General features: G+C 71.4%; 14 protein-coding genes and 2 tRNA genes. 8 read left to right on the top strand and 8 right to left on the bottom strand.

Annotated features, from left to right (window positions below):
- Positions 1-176: 176 nt before the first annotated feature.
- Positions 177-1,367, bottom strand: a complete 1,191-nt coding sequence (locus AC0KTA_RS25020) for a sensor histidine kinase (RefSeq protein WP_481050463.1) — start codon at positions 1,365-1,367, stop codon at positions 177-179.
- Between the two features lie 220 nt (positions 1,368-1,587).
- Here AC0KTA_RS25020 and AC0KTA_RS25015 point away from each other — a divergent pair, with 220 nt between their 5' ends.
- From AC0KTA_RS25015 to AC0KTA_RS24995, 5 genes are all read left to right on the top strand, one after another.
- Positions 1,588-2,226, top strand: coding sequence for a hypothetical protein (locus tag AC0KTA_RS25015; RefSeq protein ID WP_481050462.1), 639 nt, complete (start codon positions 1,588-1,590; stop codon positions 2,224-2,226).
- A 12-nt stretch (positions 2,227-2,238) separates the two neighbouring features.
- Positions 2,239-3,495, top strand: coding sequence for a sensor histidine kinase (locus AC0KTA_RS25010; RefSeq protein WP_481050461.1), 1,257 nt, complete (start codon positions 2,239-2,241; stop codon positions 3,493-3,495).
- Positions 3,492-4,172 carry a response regulator transcription factor gene (locus AC0KTA_RS25005; protein ID WP_481050460.1) on the top strand — a complete coding sequence of 227 codons (681 nt, stop codon included), beginning with the start codon at positions 3,492-3,494 and terminating at the stop codon, positions 4,170-4,172. The genes AC0KTA_RS25010 and AC0KTA_RS25005 overlap by 4 nt, the downstream gene beginning before the upstream one ends.
- A 338-nt stretch (positions 4,173-4,510) precedes the next feature.
- Complete coding sequence (gene wecB / locus AC0KTA_RS25000) at positions 4,511-5,647, top strand: non-hydrolyzing UDP-N-acetylglucosamine 2-epimerase (protein ID WP_481056552.1); 1,137 nt, start codon at positions 4,511-4,513, stop codon at positions 5,645-5,647.
- Positions 5,648-5,768: 121 nt separating this feature from the next.
- Positions 5,769-7,118 (top strand): glycosyltransferase family 2 protein, encoded by a 1,350-nt coding sequence (locus AC0KTA_RS24995; RefSeq protein WP_481050459.1) that lies wholly within the window; start codon positions 5,769-5,771, stop codon positions 7,116-7,118.
- Positions 7,119-7,220: 102 nt separating this feature from the next.
- Here the strand turns inward: AC0KTA_RS24995 and AC0KTA_RS24990 are convergent, their stop codons facing one another.
- On the bottom strand, positions 7,221-9,845 hold the full coding sequence (locus tag AC0KTA_RS24990) for a valine--tRNA ligase (protein ID WP_481050458.1): 2,625 nt from the start codon (positions 9,843-9,845) through the stop codon (positions 7,221-7,223).
- A gap of 164 nt (positions 9,846-10,009) precedes the next feature.
- Between AC0KTA_RS24990 and AC0KTA_RS24985 the strand changes: the two genes are divergently transcribed.
- Together AC0KTA_RS24985 and AC0KTA_RS24980 are read left to right on the top strand one after the other, a co-directional pair.
- Positions 10,010-11,014, top strand: coding sequence for a hypothetical protein (locus AC0KTA_RS24985; RefSeq protein ID WP_481050457.1), 1,005 nt, complete (start codon positions 10,010-10,012; stop codon positions 11,012-11,014).
- Positions 11,015-11,122: 108 nt separating this feature from the next.
- Positions 11,123-12,121, top strand: a complete 999-nt coding sequence (locus tag AC0KTA_RS24980) for a hypothetical protein (RefSeq protein ID WP_481050456.1) — start codon at positions 11,123-11,125, stop codon at positions 12,119-12,121.
- 127 nt (positions 12,122-12,248) lie between these two features.
- Here the strand turns inward: AC0KTA_RS24980 and clpX are convergent, their stop codons facing one another.
- The 5 genes from clpX to AC0KTA_RS24955 form a co-directional block, all read right to left on the bottom strand.
- Positions 12,249-13,535: an ATP-dependent Clp protease ATP-binding subunit ClpX gene (gene clpX, locus AC0KTA_RS24975; RefSeq protein WP_164325049.1), complete on the bottom strand. Its 1,287-nt coding sequence runs from the start codon at positions 13,533-13,535 to the stop codon at positions 12,249-12,251.
- A gap of 205 nt (positions 13,536-13,740) precedes the next feature.
- Positions 13,741-14,412 (bottom strand): ATP-dependent Clp protease proteolytic subunit, encoded by a 672-nt coding sequence (locus AC0KTA_RS24970; protein ID WP_481050455.1) that lies wholly within the window; start codon positions 14,410-14,412, stop codon positions 13,741-13,743.
- Positions 14,413-14,466: 54 nt separating this feature from the next.
- A complete protein-coding gene (locus AC0KTA_RS24965; RefSeq protein WP_481050454.1) occupies positions 14,467-15,072 on the bottom strand; it encodes an ATP-dependent Clp protease proteolytic subunit in 606 nt (201 codons plus the stop codon).
- Between the two features lie 513 nt (positions 15,073-15,585).
- Entirely contained in the window at positions 15,586-16,986 is a 1,401-nt protein-coding gene (gene tig, locus AC0KTA_RS24960) for a trigger factor (RefSeq protein ID WP_481050453.1), read from the bottom strand.
- A gap of 184 nt (positions 16,987-17,170) precedes the next feature.
- Positions 17,171-17,247, bottom strand: a tRNA-Pro gene (locus tag AC0KTA_RS24955).
- Between the two features lie 151 nt (positions 17,248-17,398).
- On the opposite strand from AC0KTA_RS24955, the gene AC0KTA_RS24950 reads away from it, so the two are divergent.
- Positions 17,399-17,469: transfer RNA gene (locus AC0KTA_RS24950), tRNA-Gly, on the top strand.
- A gap of 79 nt (positions 17,470-17,548) precedes the next feature.
- On the opposite strand, the gene AC0KTA_RS24945 is transcribed toward AC0KTA_RS24950, so the two are convergent.
- The gene (locus AC0KTA_RS24945) at positions 17,549-19,660 is read right to left on the bottom strand and encodes a protein kinase domain-containing protein (RefSeq protein WP_481056551.1); all 2,112 of its coding nucleotides are present in this window, start codon (positions 19,658-19,660) and stop codon (positions 17,549-17,551) included.

The raw sequence follows: 19,660 nt of genomic DNA, 5'->3' as shown, positions 1-19,660 counted from the left end.
CGCCCGCCCTTTTCGCCCTTCGGGCGGGAAAATCCAGCCCCTCCGGCGTTTGAGGAGCGGGGTCTGGGGCGGAGCCCCAGGAGGGGCGGGCGGGTGGGGAACAGCCCGTCCGGCGCTTGAGGACGAGGCCGTTCAGGCCGATGGCGGGAGTCCGGGGGCGGCAGCCCCCGGTGGCGTCACGTGAGGTCGCCCGCGGGGAGGTCGGCCTCGACCGTGTAGGCGCCCGCGTGAGGGCCCGCGGAGAAGGTGCCGCCGACCGTACGGACCCGCTCCGCCATCCCGGCGGTCCCGGTCCCGGCGGACACCGGCGCGGAACCCGCGGGGTCAGCCGAACCGGGCACCCCTGCCGCCCCCGCCGGCAAGGCGTTGCGCACCCGCACCCGAAGCCGCCCGCCGGTCACGCGGACCGACACCGCCACGGCCGCCCCCGGCGCATGCTTCGCCGCGTTCGTGAGGCACTCCTGCACCACCCGATGCACCGCCGCCTGCCGCAACGGCGACAGCCGGTACGCGGCGCCGTCGACGACCAGCTCCACCGGACTGCCCGCCCGCCCACTGGCCTCGGCCAGCTCGGGCAACGCCTCCAGGCCGGGCGTCGGCGCCCCGTCCACCCCGCGCTGCACGATGATCTCGTTGAGCATCCGGTGCGCGGACCGGGCGGTCTCCGACAGCTCGTCGAACCCGGCCGCGTACGGCGCGGCCCCGGCCCGCCGCGCGAGCACCTGCGAGCGCACGCTCAGCAGCGTCAGCTCACGGCCGACGAAATCGTGCACGTCCCGCGCGATCCGCGACCGCTCCTGCTGCACGGCCTGCAGGGCCTGCGTCTCGGCCCGCTGCGCCTGCAGCGCCCGCACTAGGTCCTGCCGGTTGGCCGCGACCCCCACCCCCGCCGCGAGCGCGCCGATCGGCACGACCAGGCTGAGGAACTCGCTGAGCGTGTCTCCCCGGTGCACCGGCCAACCAGGCAGCGTGAACATCACGTACGCGAACGCCACGTACAGAACGACCCCCACGGCCCCGGCGAGCCGCCCGCGGTACCGCGCCAGCGAGTACAGCGCGAACTGCGCGAGCGTCAGCTCGTGCAGCCAGCCGAGCAGCACCAGCGCGACCAGGAACGGCACCCACGGCACGGCCCGCCGCAGCAGCAGCGTCGCCGCGCCCGCCGCGAGGACGAGGGCGGCCGTGGCGCCGTTGAGCGGATTGTCACCGGCGGCAGCCAGGCCAGGCACGTCGAGGGCCATCAGGGCGAGGCAGGCCAGGGCGGTGAGCAGATCAAGGGCCCGGGGTTCGCGCGCGCAACGCCGGGCGAGGCGACGGGCCGCGGCCGCCGCCTTGCGTAGCGCCTCGGCGGCGGGCAGGTCGTACATGGTCCTCCCATCATCCCTGCGGCCTCGGCCCGGTTACATCGGACTTTTGGCCCTGATGTCACCCCGCGCTCCTGGTACCTGAGGGATGTGAAGGGCCTGAGGGGCCTTGAGGGATCTGATGTCATCGAGCCCCCGGAAGCCCCGGAGCACGCCCGGCGAAACGGGTGTACGCACGGCGCGGCTGCCCCGTCCCCGCGCGGCCCGGGGTTCCAATCGGACCATGTGGTATGCCCAGAACCCGGGTCGACGGACCCGTCAGCTCGCCGGTGACGCCGCGGTCCTGCTGTGGACCGCGGCCTGGACCGCCGCCGCGGTCGTCGCGTACCGCCTCGCCGTGCTGCTCACCCGGCCCGGCCCGGACTCGGGCGTCGCCTCCTCCGGCTCCCCCGCCGCCCGCCTGCCGGTCGTCGGCGACGACGTCGGCGCCGCGCTGCGCTCCGTCGTGGGCTTCGTGGACGACATCGACCCGGTGACGATGCGCGCCGGGCTCGTGGTGAGCGCGGTCTCCCTCTTCCTGGTCCCGGTCGGCCTGCTCCTCGTGGCCTGGCTGCCGCGCCGGCTGCGCTGGGTCCGGCAGGCCGTCGCCGCGCGGGAGCTCGCGGAGTCCGACGACGGCCGCGAACTCCTCGCCCTGCGCTCCCTGCTCCGCCCCCTCGACGAGGTGGCCGCCACCGCCGCCGCCCTCGCCGGCACCCCCGGCCTGCCGGACGCCACGCCCGGCAGCCTCGCCGAGGGCTGGCGCAGCGCCGACCCGCGCGTACTGGAGGCGCTCGCGGACGCCGAGCTGGAGCGCCTCGGCCTCGCGCCCGCACCCGTCCACGGCCGGGCGGGCCTGCCGGTGGCCGAGCCCGCCACGTGACGGCTGAGCCACGTGACGACTGAGCCGCGGGGCCTGCACGCCCCGTTCACGGACGCGGTGCTCCGGGCGATCCCGCTCGGAGCACTGCTCGTCGGGGACGACGGCCGGGTCGTCGCGGCCAATCCGCAGTTCGCGACGGTGTGCGGGATCGAGAGCGTCGACCTGTCGACGGGCGCCTCCGCCGAGCCCATCGCCGAGGCGATGGCGCGGCTCCTCCCGGACGTGGACGTCGGCTCGGTGCGCGCGCTGCGCGGCCAGTTCGTCCGCAAGGCGGAACTCAGGCTGCGCGACGGCCGTACGCTGCGCCGCAGCCGCCAGCCGATCGACACCGGCGACGCCCGCCTCGGCGTCCTGTGGCTGGTCGAGGACATCACCGAGCAGCGCCGGTACGAGGACGACCTGCACCGCCACATCGACACGCTGGGCGAACTCGCCCACGACCGCGCCGAGTTCGCCGCCCGCACCTCGCACGAGCTGCGTACGCCGCTGGCCACCGTGCTCGCCTTCTGCGAGCTGCTCGCCGACCCGGCGGCGGGGACACTCAGCACGGCCCAGCGCAGTTACGTCGACACCATCCGGCGCGGCGCCCAGCGCATGCAGGACATGGCGGACGGACTCCTGCACCGGTACGCCGAGGCCGCGACCACCCCGCCCGCGTACGCCCCGCTCGACCCCGGCCCCCTCCTGACCCGCCTCGTCGCCGACACCACCCCGCGGGCCACCCGCGGCGGCGTCTTCCTGAGCCTGGACCTGCCCGCCGAACGGCCCCCGCTCGTCGCCGACGCGGACCGCGTCGAGCGGGCGCTGGCCGCGCTGCTCGACAACGCCGTGAAGTTCACGCCCGCGGGCGGCGCCGTGGCCGTGACGGCACGCCCCCGCGGCGGTGGCGCCCCCGACGGCGAACTCCCCTCCCCCGGCTGGCAGTTCACGGTGCGCGACGACGGCATCGGCATCCCCAAGGAGTTCCAGGAGGAGGTGTTCACCGAGTTCGTCCGCGCCCCGAACGCCCGCCGCGGTTCCTACCCGGGCACCGGGCTCGGCCTGAGCGTCGTACGGGACGCGGTGCGCATGCACGCCGGCACGGTGACCGTGCACAGCACGGAGGGCCACGGCACGGCCGTGGAGGTGTGGCTGCCGGCGGGCGGCCCGCCGGGAAGCGGTGCTCCACCGGCCGACGGCCCACCCGGAAGCGGTGCCCCACCGGCCGACGGCCCGCCCGGAAGCGACGTGTCGCCGGCCGACAGCCCGCCCGGGACCGTCACGGCATGACCTGTCTGCTGCTCGTCGAGGACGATCCCGACCTCGGGCTCGCGCTGCGGGTCCTGTTCACCCGGGCCGGGTACGAGGTCGTGGCCGCCGACGACGGCCAGGCGGCGCTGCGGCTCCTCTTCGCCCGCCGCCCCGCCCTGATGGTCCTGGACCTGGTCCTGCCCGGCCTGGACGGCTGGGACGTCCTCGACCGCACCCGCGACCTCACCGACCTGCCCGTCCTGATCCTCTCCGGCCGCACCAGCCCCGCCGAACGCGTCCGCGGCCTGCGCTCGGGCGCCGACGACTACCTCTGCAAGCCCTTCGACCACCTGGAGCTCCTCGCCCGCGTCGAGGCCCTGCTGCGCCGCAGCAACCCCGAGCACTGGCGCGGCGACTACGTCGAGGCGGGCCTCAGACTCGTCCCCGAACGCCGCTCGGCCGTCTGGCAGGGCCACGAGACCCGCCTCAGCGCCATCGAGTACCGCCTCCTCGAAGTCCTCGTCCGCAACCGCGGCCGCGTCGTCACCACCGAACAACTCCTCGACCTCGTCTGGGACGACCCCGACGCGACGGGCCGCGAACGCGTGAAGTTCGCGGTACTACGCCTGCGCAGAAAACTCGCCGTCGAGGACAGCGACGACCCCTTGGAGTCGGTACGGGGCTTGGGCTACCGCTACCGCGGCGAGGGCGTTTGAGCCGGTCCAGTGAGTGGGGGTTCCCGAGCCCGTCCGGCGAGCGGGGGTTATTAAGCCCGTCCGGCGATTGAGGACGAGGCCCGAAGGGCCGAAAAGGCAGGGGGAGAGGGGGCGCAGCCCCCATAGGGGGGCCGCAGGGCCATAGGTCCCGCCCGGACGGGACCATGGCCCGGGGCCTTCGCCCCAAAACAGCCTCGGCCGAAGGCTCGCAACCGGGGAGCAACCGAAGACACCCCACCGCGACAACCCCCGCACCGCACGCTCCTGCTGTCCGCCCCGCACAGCACCCGCCAGGAGCCCCCGTGACGCCCACCGCCCCGGTGACCCCGATATCCCCCATGCCCGCGTTGCCCCGCAACTCCGTGGCGGTCGTCCTCGGCACCCGCCCCGAGTTGGTCAAGCTCGCCCCCGTAATCCGCCTCCTAGGCGACGCTGCACACCTCGTCCACACCGGCCAGCACTACGACGCCGACCTCTCCGGCCGCTTCCTCACCGAGCTGGGCCTGCCCGAGCCCACGCTCCTGCAGGGCGTCGGCGGCAAGCCTCGCGCCGTACAGATCTCCACGGCCCTCACCCAGCTCGACACCCTCTTCGCTGCCGAGCCCCCGCTCGCCGTGGTCGTGCAGGGCGACACCAACGCCTCCCTCGCGGGCGCGCTCGCCGCGAACTCCCGCGGCATCCCCCTCGTCCACGTGGAGGCGGGCCTGCGCAGCCACGACCGCGCGATGCCCGAGGAGCACAACCGCGTCGTCATCGACCAGCTCGCGGACGTGCTGTGCGCGGCCACCGAGGACAACCGGAACTTGCTGCGCGCCGAGGGCGTCCCGGCCGGACGCGTCGCCCTCACGGGCAACACCGTCGTCGAGGCCGTACGCGAGCACCTGCCCGCCGTCGGCGAGCGCGCCGCGCTGCTCGCCGAGCACGGCGTCACCGCCGACCGCTACCTCCTCGCCACCGTGCACCGGCCCGAGAACACCGACGACCCGGCCGCGCTGCGCGCGATCCTCACCGAGTTGGCCGGCCTCGCCGCGGAGCTGCCCGTGCTCTTCGCCGTCCATCCGCGGACTCAGGCCCGCCTGGAGGCCGCGGGGTTCGGCCATCTGCTGGCCGCGCTCACCTCTCTGCCTCCGCTCGGGTACGGGGAGTTCCTCGCGCTTGCCCGGCATGCCGCGGTGATCGTCTCCGACTCGGGGGGCGTGCAGGAGGAGACCACCGTCCTCGGGCGGCCGTTGGTCGTGGTGCGCCGCTCCACAGAGCGGCCCGAGGCCGTGGTCTCCGGCTTCGCCGAGTTGGTCGCCCCCGGGCGGGCGATCAGTCGGGCCGTCCGGCGCCGCCTCGCCGAGGGTGGCACCGGCCTGCGTCGCCTCGCCGAGACTCCCTCGCCGTTCGGCGACGGGCTCGCCTCGCAGCGCATTGTCGCCCTCCTGGGCGCGGTGGCCTCCGGCCGGCCCGCACGTCTCTCTGTCGCCGCCTGAACCCTATGGGGGCTGCACCCCCTCTCCCCCTGCCTTTCGGCCCTTCGGGCCTCGTCCTCAAACGCCGGACGGGCTTAACAACCCCGCGCAACCCCTCCACCACCACACCCCCGAGGACCCCGTGCTCACCCCCCACCACCTCCTCTACGCCCTGCCCTTCTTCCTCCTCGCCTGCTTCCTGCTCTACTGGGCCGGCGCCCGGCACGCGTACACGCGCCGCGAGCCCACCCCGGACGGGGACCCAGCCGCCTTCGACTGGCACTTCTTCGTGCCGTGTCGTGACGAGGAGACCGTCATCGGCGCGACCGTCACCCAGTTGCGTACGGACTTCCCGGACGCCCACGTGTGGGTGGTCGACGACGACAGTGACGACGGCACCGCGGCCGTCGTCACCGCGCTGGCCGACGGTGACAGCAATGTGCACCTGGTCTCGCGGCGCCGCCCGGACGCCCGCGTCGGCAAGGGTGCGGCCCTCAACTCGGCGTACGCCGCCCTGAACGACTTCCTGCCCGCGGCCGCCGACCGCTCCCGCGTCGTCGTGTGTGTCGTCGACGCCGACGGCCGGCTCGCCCCGGACGCGCTCGCGCGGGTCAGCGGCGACGCCGGTTTCGGTGACCCGGAGACCGGCGGAGTGCAGGTCAGCGTACGGATGCGGAACGTCGTCGAGGCGCGCCCGCTGCCGGAGCGCGGGCGGGCCGCCAACGCCTTCGCGCGGCTGCTCGTGCGCATGCAGGACATGGAGTTCACGGTGTCCAACGCGGGCATGCAGCTGCTGCGGGCGCGTACGGGTTCGGTCGGTCTCGGCGGCAACGGGCAGTTCACGCGGCTGACCGCCCTCGACCGGATCGCGGCCGCCGAGCGCCGCCCCTGGCAGCGCGACGCGCTCCTGGAGGACTACGAACTCGGCCTGCACATGATCCTCGGGGGTTATCGAGTCGCCCACATCGCGGACACCTATGTCTCGCAGGAAGGGCTGCCGCGTACCCGCCGCTTCCTCACCCAGCGCACCCGCTGGGCCCAGGGCAATCTGCAGTGCGTGCGGTACGCGCCGCGCATCGTGGGCTCCCGGCACTACTCGGGCCGTGGCGTCCTGGAAACCCTGTACACCTTCATGCAGCCCCTCGCGCACGTCGCGACGCTCGTCCTCAGCGTGCTGCTGCTCGGCGCCGTCGTCGCGGGCGGTTCGATGCGGGACGCGTTCCTCGGCAACTGGCCGCTGATCCTGGTCCTGTGCGCCTTGTCGGTGCTGCCGTTCGTGGCCTGGGGCCCGCTCTACCGCCGGGACTTCGCCCCTGACCGCTCCCGTCTGACCGGCCTGTTGTGGGGGCTCGCGCTGTGGCTGTACGCGTACCACGTGTTCGTCGTGTCGGCGCGCGGGTTCCTGCGCCTGCTCCGGGGCCGCAACGGCTGGGCGAAGACGCGGCGCAACGCGGAGGCCGTGGGGACGGGGCCGGTGGCGACGGAGGCCTGACCGGCACATGGGGGTGCGCGAAAGGCGCCCGGGACTCGATGAGTTCCGGGCGCCTTCGTCTTCGTACGCTGCTGGAGTCCCTCAGGACGCTACCGAACTCCCTTACGCCGCCGGGAGGTTGGCGAGCTGGGCCTGGAGGCGCTCGATGTCCTCGTCGGCCTTGGCGAGCCGGCCGCGGATCTTGTCCACCACCTGGTCGGGAGCCTTCGCCAGGAACGCCTCGTTGCCGAGCTTGGCCTCGGCCTGCTGACGTTCCTTCTGCGCGGCCGCCAGATCCTTGGCGAGCCGCTTGCGTTCCGCCGCCACGTCGATCGTGCCGGACAGGTCGAGGGCGACCGTCGCGCCCGACACCGGCAGCGTCGCCGTCGCCGTGAAGCCCTCGCCCTCCGGCTGGAGGCGCAGGAGCTGGCGGACGGCGGCCTCGTGCGGGGCGAACGGCGTCCCGTCCAGGGTCAGCCGGGCCGGGACCTTCTGGCCGGGCTGGAGGCCCTGGTCGGCGCGGAACCGGCGGACCTCGGTGACGAGGTCCTGGAGGGAGAGGATCTCCTTCTCGGCGGCCGCGTCTCGGAAGCTACTGTCCTTGGGCCAGGCGGCGATGACCACCGACTCGCCGCCCGTGAGCGTGGTCCACAGCGTCTCCGTCACGAACGGCACCACCGGGTGCAGGAGGCGCAGCGTGACGTCCAGGACCTCGCCGAGGACGCGCTTGCTGACCTCGGCCGCGGGGCCGCCCGCCATGAACGTCGTCTTGGACAGCTCGACGTACCAGTCGAAGACCTCGTCCCAGGCGAAGTGGAAGAGGGCGTCGGAGAGCTTCGCGAACTGATAGTCCTCGTAGAGGCCGTCGACCTCGGCGACCACCGTGTTCAGGCGGGAGAGGATCCAGCGGTCCGTAGCCGACATCTCGGCGGCGTCCGGGAGCGGGCCCTCGACCGTGGCGCCGTTCATCAGCGCGAAGCGGGTGGCGTTCCAGATCTTGTTGGCGAAGTTCCGGGAGCCCTGCACCCAGTCCTCGCCGATCGGGACGTCCGTACCCGGGTTGGCGCCGCGGGCGAGCGTGAAGCGGAGGGCGTCGCTGCCGTACTTGTCCATCCAGTCAAGGGGATTGACGGCATTCCCGAAGGACTTCGACATCTTCTTGCCGAACTGGTCGCGGACCATGCCGTGCAGGGCGATGGTGTGGAACGGCGGGGTGCCGTCCATCGCGTACAGGCCGAACATCATCATCCGGGCGACCCAGAAGAAGAGGATGTCGTAGCCGGTGACCAGGACGGAGTTCGGGTAGAACTTCGCGAGGCTGTCGGTCTTCTCGGGCCAGCCGAGGGTGGAGAAGGGCCACAGTCCGGAGGAGAACCAGGTGTCGAGGACGTCGGAGTCCTGCGTCCAGCCCTCGCCGGTGGGCGGCTGCTCGTCGGGGCCGACGCAGACGACCTCGCCGTTCGGGCCGTACCAGACGGGGATCCGGTGCCCCCACCACAACTGCCGCGAGATGCACCAGTCGTGGAGGTTGTCGACCCAGTCGAAGTAGCGCTTCTCCATCTCCTGCGGGTGGATCTTGACCTGGCCGTCGCGGACCGCGTCACCGGCGGCCTTGGCGAGCGGGCCGACCTTGACCCACCACTGCATGGAAAGACGCGGCTCGATGGTGGTCTTGCAGCGCGAGCAGTGCCCGACGGAGTGCGTGTACGGGCGCTTCTCGGCGACGATGCGGCCCTCGGCGCGCAGCGCGCCGACGATGGCCGAGCGGGCCTCCAGACGGTCCAGACCCTGGAACGGGCCGTGGGCCGTGATGACGGCGTGCTCGTCCATGACCGCGATGTTCGGCAGGTCGTGGCGCCGGCCGATCTCGAAGTCGTTCGGGTCGTGGGCGGGCGTCACCTTGACGGCGCCGGTGCCGAACTCGGGGTCGACGTGCTCGTCCGCGACGACCGGGATGGACCGGTCGGTGAGCGGCAGCTTGATGAGCTTCCCGACGAGGTGCTTGTACCGCTCGTCCTCGGGGTGCACGGCGACGGCCGTGTCGCCGAGCATCGTCTCGGCACGGGTGGTGGCGACGACGATGGTCTCGTCCCCGTCCCCGTACTTCATGGAGACCAGCTCGCCGTCGTCGTCCTGGTACTCCACCTCGATGTCCGAGATGGCGGTGAGGCACCGGGGGCACCAGTTGATGATGCGCTCGGCGCGGTAGATCAGCTCGTCGTCGTAGAGCCGCTTGAAGATCGTCTGGACGGCCTTGGACAGGCCCTCGTCCATGGTGAAGCGCTCACGCGACCACGCGACGCCGTCTCCCAGGCGGCGCATCTGGCCGGAGATCTGCCCGCCGGACTCGCCCTTCCACTGCCACACGCGCTCGACGAAGGCCTCGCGGCCCAGGTCGTGCCGGGACTTGCCCTCCTTGCCGAGCTCGCGCTCGACGACGTTCTGCGTGGCGATGCCGGCGTGGTCCATCCCCGGCTGCCAGAGCACCTCGTACCCCTGCATGCGCTTGCGGCGGGTCAGGGCGTCGATGAGGGTGTGCTCGAAGGCGTGGCCCAGGTGCAGGCTGCCGGTGACGTTCGGCGGGGGGATGACGACGGTGTACGGGGGCTTGTCGCTGCTCGCGTCGGCGTCGAAGTAACCCCGCTCCACCCAGCGCTCGTACAGCGCCCCTTCTACCTCGGACGGCGCGTACTGCGTCGGGAGTTCGGGGGTGGTCGCTGGCGGCTGCTGCTGAGCGTTCTCGGTCACGGGCCCAGTTTAGGGGTGTCACAGAGTGGTCCCGAAACCGGAATCTTCAGTAACGGTTGGAGCCCCGGGGCCCACGGGGATCCTCGCGTCGGTCAGGATGTCTGGAACACATAAGCGCGCGGGAGAATGTGGGCGCGCTCAGGCGTTCGAGGGGAACCCCAGTAATGAGCTACAACCAGCCGGGCCCGTACGGCGGGCAGCAGCCGCAGCAGCCCGGACCGTACGGCGGTGGCCAGCCGCAGCAGCCCGGCCCGTACGGGCAGCCGCCGCAGGCCCCGCAGCAGCCCGGCTACGGCTACCCCCAGCAGGCGCCGCAGGGCGTGCCGCCGCAGCAGCCGCCCGGTTACGGCTACCCGCAGCAGCCGGGGGCCCCGTACGGCCAGCCCCAGCAGCCGGGCCCTTACGGGCAGCAGCCCCAGGCCCCCTACGGCCAGGTCCCGCCGCCCCCGCCAGGCGGAGGCGGCGGCAAGAAGACGGGCCTCATCATCGGCGCGGTCGCGGTGGTCGCCGCGATCGGCGTCGGCGCGTACTTCGTCGTCGGCGGCAGCGACAGCGACAGCGGCTCCGGCTCGGTCAAGGACGACGGCCCCCACAAACTCACGACGCCCGCGACCGTCCTCAGCGAGTACAAGCAGAAGCCGGGCAGCGCCGACGGCGGCGGCATGTCCTCCGAGCAGACCAAGAACGCCGCGAAGTACGGGGTGAAGAACCCCACGGAGGTCAAGGCCCAGTACATGGCGGGCACCCAGGAGAACCCGCTCGGGCAGAAGATCCTGCAGCTCAACGGCGTCTACGGCGAGATCGAGGACCCCTCGTCGGTCATCGACAAGATGTTCGCCGGCGCGGAGGAGAAGTCCAAGGAGAACAACCCCGGCGGCCAGAAGGTCACCGTCATCGGCAGCCCGAAGTCGTACAACCCCTCCGGGCTCGACGGCGCGGTCATGAAGTGCCAGGAGATGAAGTACGCGATGGGCTCCGGCTCGTCGACCGGCAGCAGCCAGGGCCCGAAGGAAATGTCGATGGCCACCTGCATCTGGGGTGACAAGAGCACGATCGGCGTCGTCGTCACCGCGAACGTGGCCGATGCCCTGGCCGGCAAGACCGCCGACCTGGAGGAAGCCGCCGAGAAGTCGGCCAAGTTCCGCAAGGAAGTCCGCGTCAAGCTCTGACGCCGAGACACGGGTCGCGCGCACGCACGGGCCCCGGCTGCCGAGGCCGGGGCCCACCTGCGTCACGATGAGCGACGCAGAACCGCATCACGAAGGGGGAACCCACGAATGAGCCACAACCAGCCGGGCCCGTACGGCGGCCAGCAGCCCGATCCCTACGGCGGCGGCCAGCCCCAACAGCCCGGCCCCTACGGCCAGCCGCCGCAGGCCCCGCAGCAGCCCGGCTACGGCTACCCGCAGCAGCAGCCCGAGCAGCCGGGCTACGGCTACCCCCAGCAGGCGCCGCAGGGCGTCCCGCCGCAGCAGCCGTACGGCGGCCAGCCCGCCTACGGCCAGCCCCAGCAGCCCGGCCCCTACGGGCAGCAGCCCCAGGCCCCCTACGGCCAGGTCCCGCCGCCCCCGCCGGGCGGAGGCGGCGGCAAGAAGACCGGCCTCATCATCGGCGCGGTCGCCGTCGTCGCCGCGATCGGCGTCGGCGCGTACTTCGTCATCGGCGGCAGCGACAGCGGCGGCTCCGGCTCGGTCAAGGACGACGGCCCCCACAAGCTCACGACGCCCGCGACCGTCATCGACGGCGAGTTCAAGAAGGACAGCGGCTCCTCCGGCGGGTTCGGCAACGGCATCAACACGGAGAAGGCCGAGAAGGCCGGGGTCAAGAACGCCAAGGACGTCGGCGCGGACTACCAGGCCGGCAACAAGGAAAACCCGCTGTCGGTGAAGGCCCTGAACTTCGGTGGCGTGTACGGCGAGATCGACGACCCCGAGAGCGTCGTGGACAAGTTGTTCGCCAACGCCGAGAAGGAGCAGGACAAGGCCGGCAGCGGCACCAAGATGAAGGTGGTCGGCAGCCCGAAGTCGTACAACCCCTCCGAGCTCGACGGCGCGATCATGAAGTGCCAGGAGATGAAGATCGACTCGAGCGGGTCGACCGAAGCCTCGGCGCCCAAGGAGATGTCCGCGGCTGTCTGCATCTGGGGCGACAAGAGCACGATCGGCTTCACCGTGAACCTCGACGTGGCCGGCGCGATGGCGGGCAAGAGCGCCGACCTCGCGGACGCCGCGGAGAAGACCGCCAAGCTCCGCAAGGACTCGCGCGTCAAGATCTGATCTGATCCGTCCGTCCATCCGGACACCAGCAACCGTCCGTTCGGACAAGCAGGACACAAGCAAGGGCGCCCGGCGAGGTCAACTCGTCGGGCGCCCTTGGCTGTTCATGTGCGGGCCGTCGCGCGGCTTACGCGGACTTCTGCTCCCCGGCCCCGGGGCCCCGCACCTCGCGCGGCACCAGTGTGGGGTTCACGTTCGAGTGGACGACGTCCGCCGTGATGACGACGCGGGCCACGTCCTTGCGGGACGGAACCTCGTACATCACCGACTGGAGGACTTCCTCCATGATGGCGCGCAGGCCGCGCGCGCCGGTCTGGCGGAGGATGGCCTGGTCCGCGATGGCTTCGAGGGCCTCGCGCTCGAAGTCCAGCTCCACGCCGTCGAGTTCGAAGAGGCGCTGGTACTGCTTGACGAGGGCGTTGCGCGGCTCGACCAGGATCTGGAGGAGCGCTTCGCGGTCGAGGTTGTGGACCGAGGTGATGACGGGCAGGCGGCCGATGAACTCGGGGATCATCCCGAACTTCACCAGGTCCTCCGGCATGATGTCCTCGAACTGGTCCTTCTCCTCCAGCTCCCGCTTGGAGCGGATCGTGGCGCCGAAGCCGATGCCCTTCGCTCCGGCCCGCGACTCGATGATCTTCTCCAGGCCGGCGAAGGCGCCGCCCACGATGAAGAGCACGTTCGTCGTGTCGATCTGGATGAATTCCTGGTGCGGGTGCTTGCGGCCGCCCTGCGGCGGGACGGAGGCCGTCGTGCCCTCAAGGATCTTGAGGAGGGCCTGCTGGACGCCTTCACCCGAAACGTCACGCGTGATCGACGGATTTTCGCTCTTGCGGGCTACCTTGTCGATCTCGTCGATGTAGATGATGCCCGTCTCGGCCTTCTTGACGTCGTAGTCGGCGGCCTGGATGAGCTTGAGGAGGATGTTCTCCACGTCCTCGCCGACATAGCCCGCCTCCGTGAGCGCCGTCGCGTCCGCGATGGCGAAGGGGACGTTCAGCATGCGGGCGAGCGTCTGGGCGAGCAGCGTCTTGCCGGAGCCGGTGGGGCCGAGCAGCAGGATGTTGGACTTCGCCAGCTCGATGGCGTCCTCGCGGCCCTGCGCGCCGCCGTTCTCCCCGGCCTGGACGCGCTTGTAGTGGTTGTAGACGGCGACGGAGAGGGCCTTCTTGGCGGGCTCCTGACCGACTACGTACCCCTCGAGGAACTCGTAGATCTCGCGGGGCTTGGGCAGTTCCTCCCAGCGGACCTCGCTCGTCTCGGCGAGCTCTTCCTCGATGATCTCGTTACAGAGATCGATGCACTCATCGCAGATGTACACGCCGGGGCCTGCGATGAGCTTCTTGACCTGCTTCTGGCTCTTGCCACAGAACGAGCACTTGAGCAGATCGCCGCCGTCACCGATGCGTGCCACGGTGTGCTTCCCCTTCGCCTGGGAGACGCCGTTGGTCCAGCGGCTCCTGGTGCCTTGTATCCGACGGTACCTTGCCTGGCCCCCCGTTCGGGCCCCCCTTGGCGCGGTTCGCTTCGACCTGGACCGTACCCCGGGACGGGCGGATGGTGCCGCGGCGCCCCGGACGAAGGCCGGCAGGTGGTCTCGTCCGGGGCCCCTGCGGTACTCAGAGGACCGAGGCGTTGTTCATCTTCCGGGTGGAGATGATCTGGTCGATCAGGCCGTACGCCAGCGCGTCCTCGGCGGTGAGGATCTTGTCGCGCTCGATGTCGTCGCGGATCTTCTCGATCGGCGTCGTGGAGTGCTTGGCCAGCATCTCCTCGAGCTGCGTACGCATGCGGAGGATCTCGTTGGCCGCGATCTCCAGGTCGGAGAGCTGCTCGCGGCCCGTTCCGCCGGACGGCTGGTGGATCAGCACGCGGGCGTTCGGCAGGGCCATGCGCTTGCCCGGGGTGCCGGCGGCGAGGAGCACGGCGGCCGCGGAGGACGCCTGGCCCATGCAGACCGTCTGGATGTCGGGCTTCACGAACTGCATGGTGTCGTAGATCGCGGTGAGCGCCGTGAAGGAGCCGCCGGGGCTGTTGATGTAGACCGAGATGTCCCGGTCGGGGTCCATCGACTCCAGGCACAGGAGCTGCGCCATGACGTCGTTGGCGGAGGCGTCGTCGATCTGGACACCGAGGAAGATCACACGCTCTTCGAAGAGCTTCGCGTACGGGTCGTACTCACGCACGCCCTGCGAGGTGCGCTCGACGAAGCGCGGGATCACATAGCGGTTGTCCACCTGAGGGCCGGTGTGCAGGCCCGTGGGCTGGCCGCTGGCGGGGAAGGTGTTCATCTGAGGTGTTCCGTCCTGGGTGTGAGCGTGGGCTGGTCCGGCGGGGTGCCTGTGTCAGGCGCCCGTGCCGCCGCCGCCCGGAACACCCGAAGCGGCGCTGATGATCTCGTCGATGAGGCCGTACTCCTTGGCCTCGTCGGTGGTGAACCAGCGGTCGCGGTCACCGTCACGGATGATCGTCTCGACCGTCTGACCGGAGTGGTGGGCGGTGATCTCGGCCATGCGCTTCTTCGTACGCAGCAGATACTCGGCCTGGATCTTGACGTCGGACGCGGTGCCGCCGATGCCGGCGGAGCCCTGGTGCATCAGGATGTCCGTGTGCGGCAGGGCGAAGCGCTTGCCCGCGGTGCCGCCCGTCAGCAGGAACTGGCCCATGGAGGCGGCCATGCCCATGCCGATGGTGACGACGTCGTTCGGGATGTACTGCATGGTGTCGTAGATCGCCATGCCGGCGGTCACCGAGCCGCCCGGGCTGTTGATGTAGAGGTAGATGTCCTTCGTCGGGTCGGCCGCGAGGAGGAGCATCTGCGCCGTGATCTTGTTCGCAATGTCGTCGTCGACCTGCTGGCCGAGGAAGACGATGCGCTCGCCGAGCAGCCGGTTGTACACATGGTCGCCGAGGCCACCACCGATGGACGGCTCACCGGCTGCGTTAGGCATCAGATTCGTCACGTATCCACCTGCTCGTCTCTGACGGCACCGGCCGTCTCATCATCTTCGTTCTGAGGGCAAGGACTCCACTGCCCCCGTATTCATGGACCCTAACGCGCGGGTCCCTTCGGTGAATCCCGCAGAGCCAACTGTTCGCTGTGAGCGCAGGTAGCGCCCCCGAGGGGGGCGCGGGCCCACTCGGGGATGCGGCGGCCCACCCCGTCAGGCCCGGGGGACTGTGCGCCCCTTCAGGGGCGCGGGGAACTGCGCGAGCAACCAGCCACGGCCCGCGGCCGCCGGCGGCGCGGGGCCCGGCAGACGCGTCTGCCCGGCTGGGGATCCTTGCCGGGTGCGGCTCCGTGGGGGCTGAGCGCGCCCACGCGGCGGAGCCGCAAGTCGATACAGGCCCGCGCCCCTTACGGGGCGCTGCCCCGGCCGCCCCAGTCCCGGCCGCCCCAGTGGGGCGCGAAGGGCCCCCGGGACAGACGTCCCGGGGGCCCTTCACATACGGCGGGGAGGAGGTCAGGCCTCCGGCTTCTCCTCGTCGGCCTTGTCCGCCTCGGCGGCGGCGTCGGCGGCACCCTCCGCCTGCTCACCCTCGACGGAGTCGTCCTCGTCGTCGAGGTCGACGACCTCGCCGTTGGTGTCCTTGACCGTGGCGGCCTCGACGACGACCGCGAGGGCCTTGCCGCGGGCGACCTCGCCGACGAGCATCGGCACCTGGCCGCCCTCGACGACGGCCTGCGCGAACTGGTCGGGGCTCATGCCGGAGGACTGCGCGCGACGCATGAGGTGCTCGGTGAGCTCCTCCTGGTTGACGTTCAGCTTCTCCTTGTTGACGAGCTCGTCGAGGACGAACTGCGTCTTGATGCCCTTGACCGCCTGCTCGCGGGTCTCGGCGTCGAACTCCTCCTCGGTCTTGCCCTGGATCTCCAGGTACTTCGCGAGGTCGAGGCCCATCTGGCCGAGCTGGTGGTGCTCCAGGTTGTGCTTGCGGGTGCGGATCTCGTCCTCGAGCAGCTTCTCGGGGACGGGCACCTCGACGAGCTCCAGGAGCTTCTCCAGGACGCGCTCCTGGGCCTGCGTGGCCTGGTCGAACTGGCGGGACGTCTCCAGGCGCTTGCGGCTGTCGGCCTTCAGCTCGTCCAGGGTGTCGAACTCCGACGCGAGCTGCGCGAAGTCGTCGTCCAGCTCCGGCAGTTCACGCTTGGCGACCTGGGTGACCTTGACGGTGACCTCGGACTCCTTGCCGGCCGCCGAGCCGCCCTTGAGCTCGGAGGTGAAGGTGGCCTCGCCACCGGCCTCCAGGCCCTTCACGGCGTCGTCGATGCCCTCGAGGAGCTCGCCGGAGCCGATGGTGTACGAGACGCCGGACGCGACGCCGTCCTCCAGGACCTCGCCCTCGACCTTGGCCTCCAGGTCGATCGTCACGACGTCGCCGTCCTCGGCGGCACGCTCGACCGGGGACGTGGAGGCGAAGCGCTCGCGCAGCTCCTCGACGGCCTTGTCGATGTCCTCGTCGGCGATCTCGACCGCGTCGACCTCGACCTCGATGCCCGAGTAGTCCGGGATCTCGATGGTCGGGCGGACGTCGACCTCGGCGGTGAAGTTGAGGGTCTCGTTGTCCTTCAGCTCGGTGATGTCCACGTCGGGCTGGCCCAGGACGTTGAGCTCGGCCTCGTTGACCGCCTCGGTGTAGAACTTCGGGAGGGCGTCGTTGACGGCCTCCTCCAGCACAGCACCGCGGCCGAACCGCTGGTCGATGACGCGGGCCGGGATCTTGCCCTTGCGGAAGCCCTTCACCGTGACCTGCTGGTTGATCTTCTTGTACGCCGCGTCGAGGCTGTCCTTGAGCTCCTCGAAGGGCACCTCGACAGTGAGCCGAACCCGGGTCGGGTTCAGGGTCTCCACGGCGCTCTTCACGGTTCGGTCTCCTTGTGGGCTGACTGCTTGGATTCTGCCCGGTTGAGAGACACACGGGCACGCAGCTTGCATAGTAACGGCACGCGGGAGCCGACCCACAATGCGATCTTGGAAGACGGACCGCCGGGGCCGTGGAGACGTCGGTCCCCGCCGGGGAACGAGCCACGGACGCGGGGAATCGTGCTGGTCGGGGTGGCGGGATTTGAACCCACGGCCTTCCGCTCCCAAAGCGGACGCGCTACCAAGCTGCGCCACACCCCGTCGGTGCGACACGTAGGGTACATGCCCGCGCGCGGTGCGGCGCCCCGTTAATCGGGGCGCGAAAGGGGGTGTGCGGCGCACGGCTCCGACCCGCTACGATGCTGTCCGTGCCGCGCACGCTGACCTGCGAAGGGTGTGCTGCGCGAGCTGTGCGGGCGTAGCTCAATGGTAGAGCCCTAGTCTTCCAAACTAGCTACGCGGGTTCGATTCCCGTCGCCCGCTCTGTGGCCTCCGGCCCGGTGTGCAGATCTTCTCTGTGCGCCGGGCCGGGGGCTTTTTCGTGCGCCCGGGCCGCTCCGGGTCAGGGGTTTCGTACGTCGATGCTGTAGACGGAGCGGATTCCGTACGGGACGTAGAGGGCGTCGCCGACGAGGGTCGGCGGGGCGCCCGTCTCGGAGACCACGGAGGGGCCGTCGCCCGCGCTCTCGGGCGCCTCGTGGGTCCAGGCCACCTCGCCCGTCTCGCGGTCGAGCGCCGCGAGGCGGCCGTTCGGGGAGGCGACGAAGACGTGGGACGCGGAGGCGAGCGGCGGTCCCGGGGACTCCACGGTGGAGTTGACGCTCCAGGCGAGTCGGCCGGAGTCGGCGTCGATGGCGCGGATGCTGCCGTTGGCGTACGTGAAGTAGAGGGTGCCCCGGCTCAGCGTGACGGCCATCTCGCTGAGGGGCGGGTGGTCCATGGCGACGGCCTTCGCACGGCGAGTGGCGAGGTCGAGGGCGACGATCCGGTGGTGGGACTGCTCCTCCAGGGTGTCGTCGTCGAACAGGAGACGCCCCTTCATGTGGCCCAGGAGATCCACCCCGGCGCGGATCGTGACCGCCCAGTCCGGCTTCCCCGAGACCGGGTCGACCCGGGTGACGCGAACCCGCTCGTCCTTGACGGGACAGAGCAGGTATCCGTGCCCGTCGGCGGCGCGTATCCGGCAGTCCCTGGAGGGGAGCGGGTGCCGCCAGCCGGCCTCGCCATCGGTGACGGACAGCAGGGCGTATGTGTCGCCCTTGGCCCCGAGGGCGGTGAGGATTCCGGCGTCGGTCAGCACCGTGCCGCCGCTGTCCGCGTCCGGGGCCGGGGCCGGGGCTTGTTCGCCCCGCTGGGCGGGCGTGCTCCACAGCTCCCGGTGCGTCCGGGCGTCGAGCGCCTGGATGGAGTAGTTGTCGATGCCTGTGTCGCCACGCTCGATCTGATCGTTGTCGTAGACGAAGACGCGGTTGCCGGAGGCGCCTATGACGTGGCCTTCGGCCTTCCCCAAAAGGCCGGGGGAACTCTCGACCGGCAAGCTCCACGCGAACTCCCCCGTGGCCAGCGAGAACCTTGCCGCCTTCACGTCGTCGCCCGCGCACACGAGGCCGCCACCGGCGACGACGCAGTTCTCGAACAGGCTGCCCCCGTCCCCGATGTCGTCGAGGTCCTTGGATTCCCAGGCCTGCCACCCCCGGGGCAGGTCACTGGCCTCGGGGTCGGTCCCCGTCCGCCATATCGCGAGCCCCGACGCGAGCGCGAGCAGTGCCCCGGCCGCGGCCACGGCGATCACGCGTCTGCGGCGGCGTGGACGCGAGCGCGCCGGGGCCGGTTCCGCGACCGCGCGCGGCGGTGTCGGCGGCAGGGGTTCCCCTCGCAGCAACGCCAACAGCTCGTCCGGCGTGGGTCGTTCCTTCGGGTGCTTGGCCAGGCATTGGTCGACAAAGGGGCGCAACTCGGCGGGGACGCCGTCGAGTTCGGGGGTGTCCTCGACGACGCCGGTCGCCGTCTCGTACGGGGAGTCGCTGTCGAAGGGCCCCCGGCCTGTGGCCGCGTACGTGAGGACCGAGCCGAGGGAGAAGATGTCGGAGGCCGGGCCCACCTCGCGGGGGGACGTGAGTTGTTCGGGGGACATATAGGGCGGCGTACCCATGACGCGGCCGGTCTGGGTGAGGGGGTCGCCGGCAAGGGCCTCGGCCGCGCGGGAGACGCCGAAGTCGATGACGCGGGGGCCGTCTTCGGCCAGCATCACGTTGGCCGGTTTGAGGTCGCGGTGGACGACGCCTACTCGGTGGATGTCCCGCAGGGCCTCGGTGAGGCCGGCGGCGAGCTCCAGGAGGCGGTCCAGGGGCAGCGGGCCGGTGCGGCGGACGTGGGTGCCGAGGTTCTCGCCGGGGATGTAGAGCGTGGCCATCCAGGGGCGCGGGGCGTCCGCGTCGGCGTCCACGACCGGGGCGGTGAACGCGCCGCTGACCTGACGCGCGGCCGCTACCTCGCGGCGGAAGCGGATGCGGAACTCGGGGTCGTCGGCGTACTGCCCGTGCACGACCTTGACGGCGAGACGTCGCCCGGACGCGGATCGGGCGAGGTAGACGACGCCCATCCCGCCCGAGCCGAGGCGGTCCTCGATCGGATAGCCGCCGGCCTCCGCCGGGTCGGTGTCCCGCAGCGCCAT

The sequence above is a fragment of the Streptomyces sp. Y309 genome (assembly GCF_056712025.1).
The sequence above is the reverse complement of the archived record's forward strand: the minus strand, read 5'-3'. Positions and strand labels throughout refer to the sequence as shown.

Coding starts and splice junctions, on each gene's coding strand:
- AC0KTA_RS25020 (WP_481050463.1), bottom strand. CDS start 1,367: ATGTACGACCTGCCCGCCGCCGAGGCGCTACGCAAGGCGGCGGCCGCG.
- AC0KTA_RS25015 (WP_481050462.1), top strand. CDS start 1,588: ATGTGGTATGCCCAGAACCCGGGTCGACGGACCCGTCAGCTCGCCGGT.
- AC0KTA_RS25005 (WP_481050460.1), top strand. CDS start 3,492: ATGACCTGTCTGCTGCTCGTCGAGGACGATCCCGACCTCGGGCTCGCG.
- wecB (WP_481056552.1), top strand. CDS start 4,511: ATGCCCGCGTTGCCCCGCAACTCCGTGGCGGTCGTCCTCGGCACCCGC.
- AC0KTA_RS24985 (WP_481050457.1), top strand. CDS start 10,010: ATGAGCTACAACCAGCCGGGCCCGTACGGCGGGCAGCAGCCGCAGCAG.
- AC0KTA_RS24980 (WP_481050456.1), top strand. CDS start 11,123: ATGAGCCACAACCAGCCGGGCCCGTACGGCGGCCAGCAGCCCGATCCC.
- AC0KTA_RS24970 (WP_481050455.1), bottom strand. CDS start 14,412: ATGAACACCTTCCCCGCCAGCGGCCAGCCCACGGGCCTGCACACCGGC.
- AC0KTA_RS24965 (WP_481050454.1), bottom strand. CDS start 15,072: ATGCCTAACGCAGCCGGTGAGCCGTCCATCGGTGGTGGCCTCGGCGAC.
- AC0KTA_RS24945 (WP_481056551.1), bottom strand. CDS start 19,660: ATGGCGCTGCGGGACACCGACCCGGCGGAGGCCGGCGGCTATCCGATC.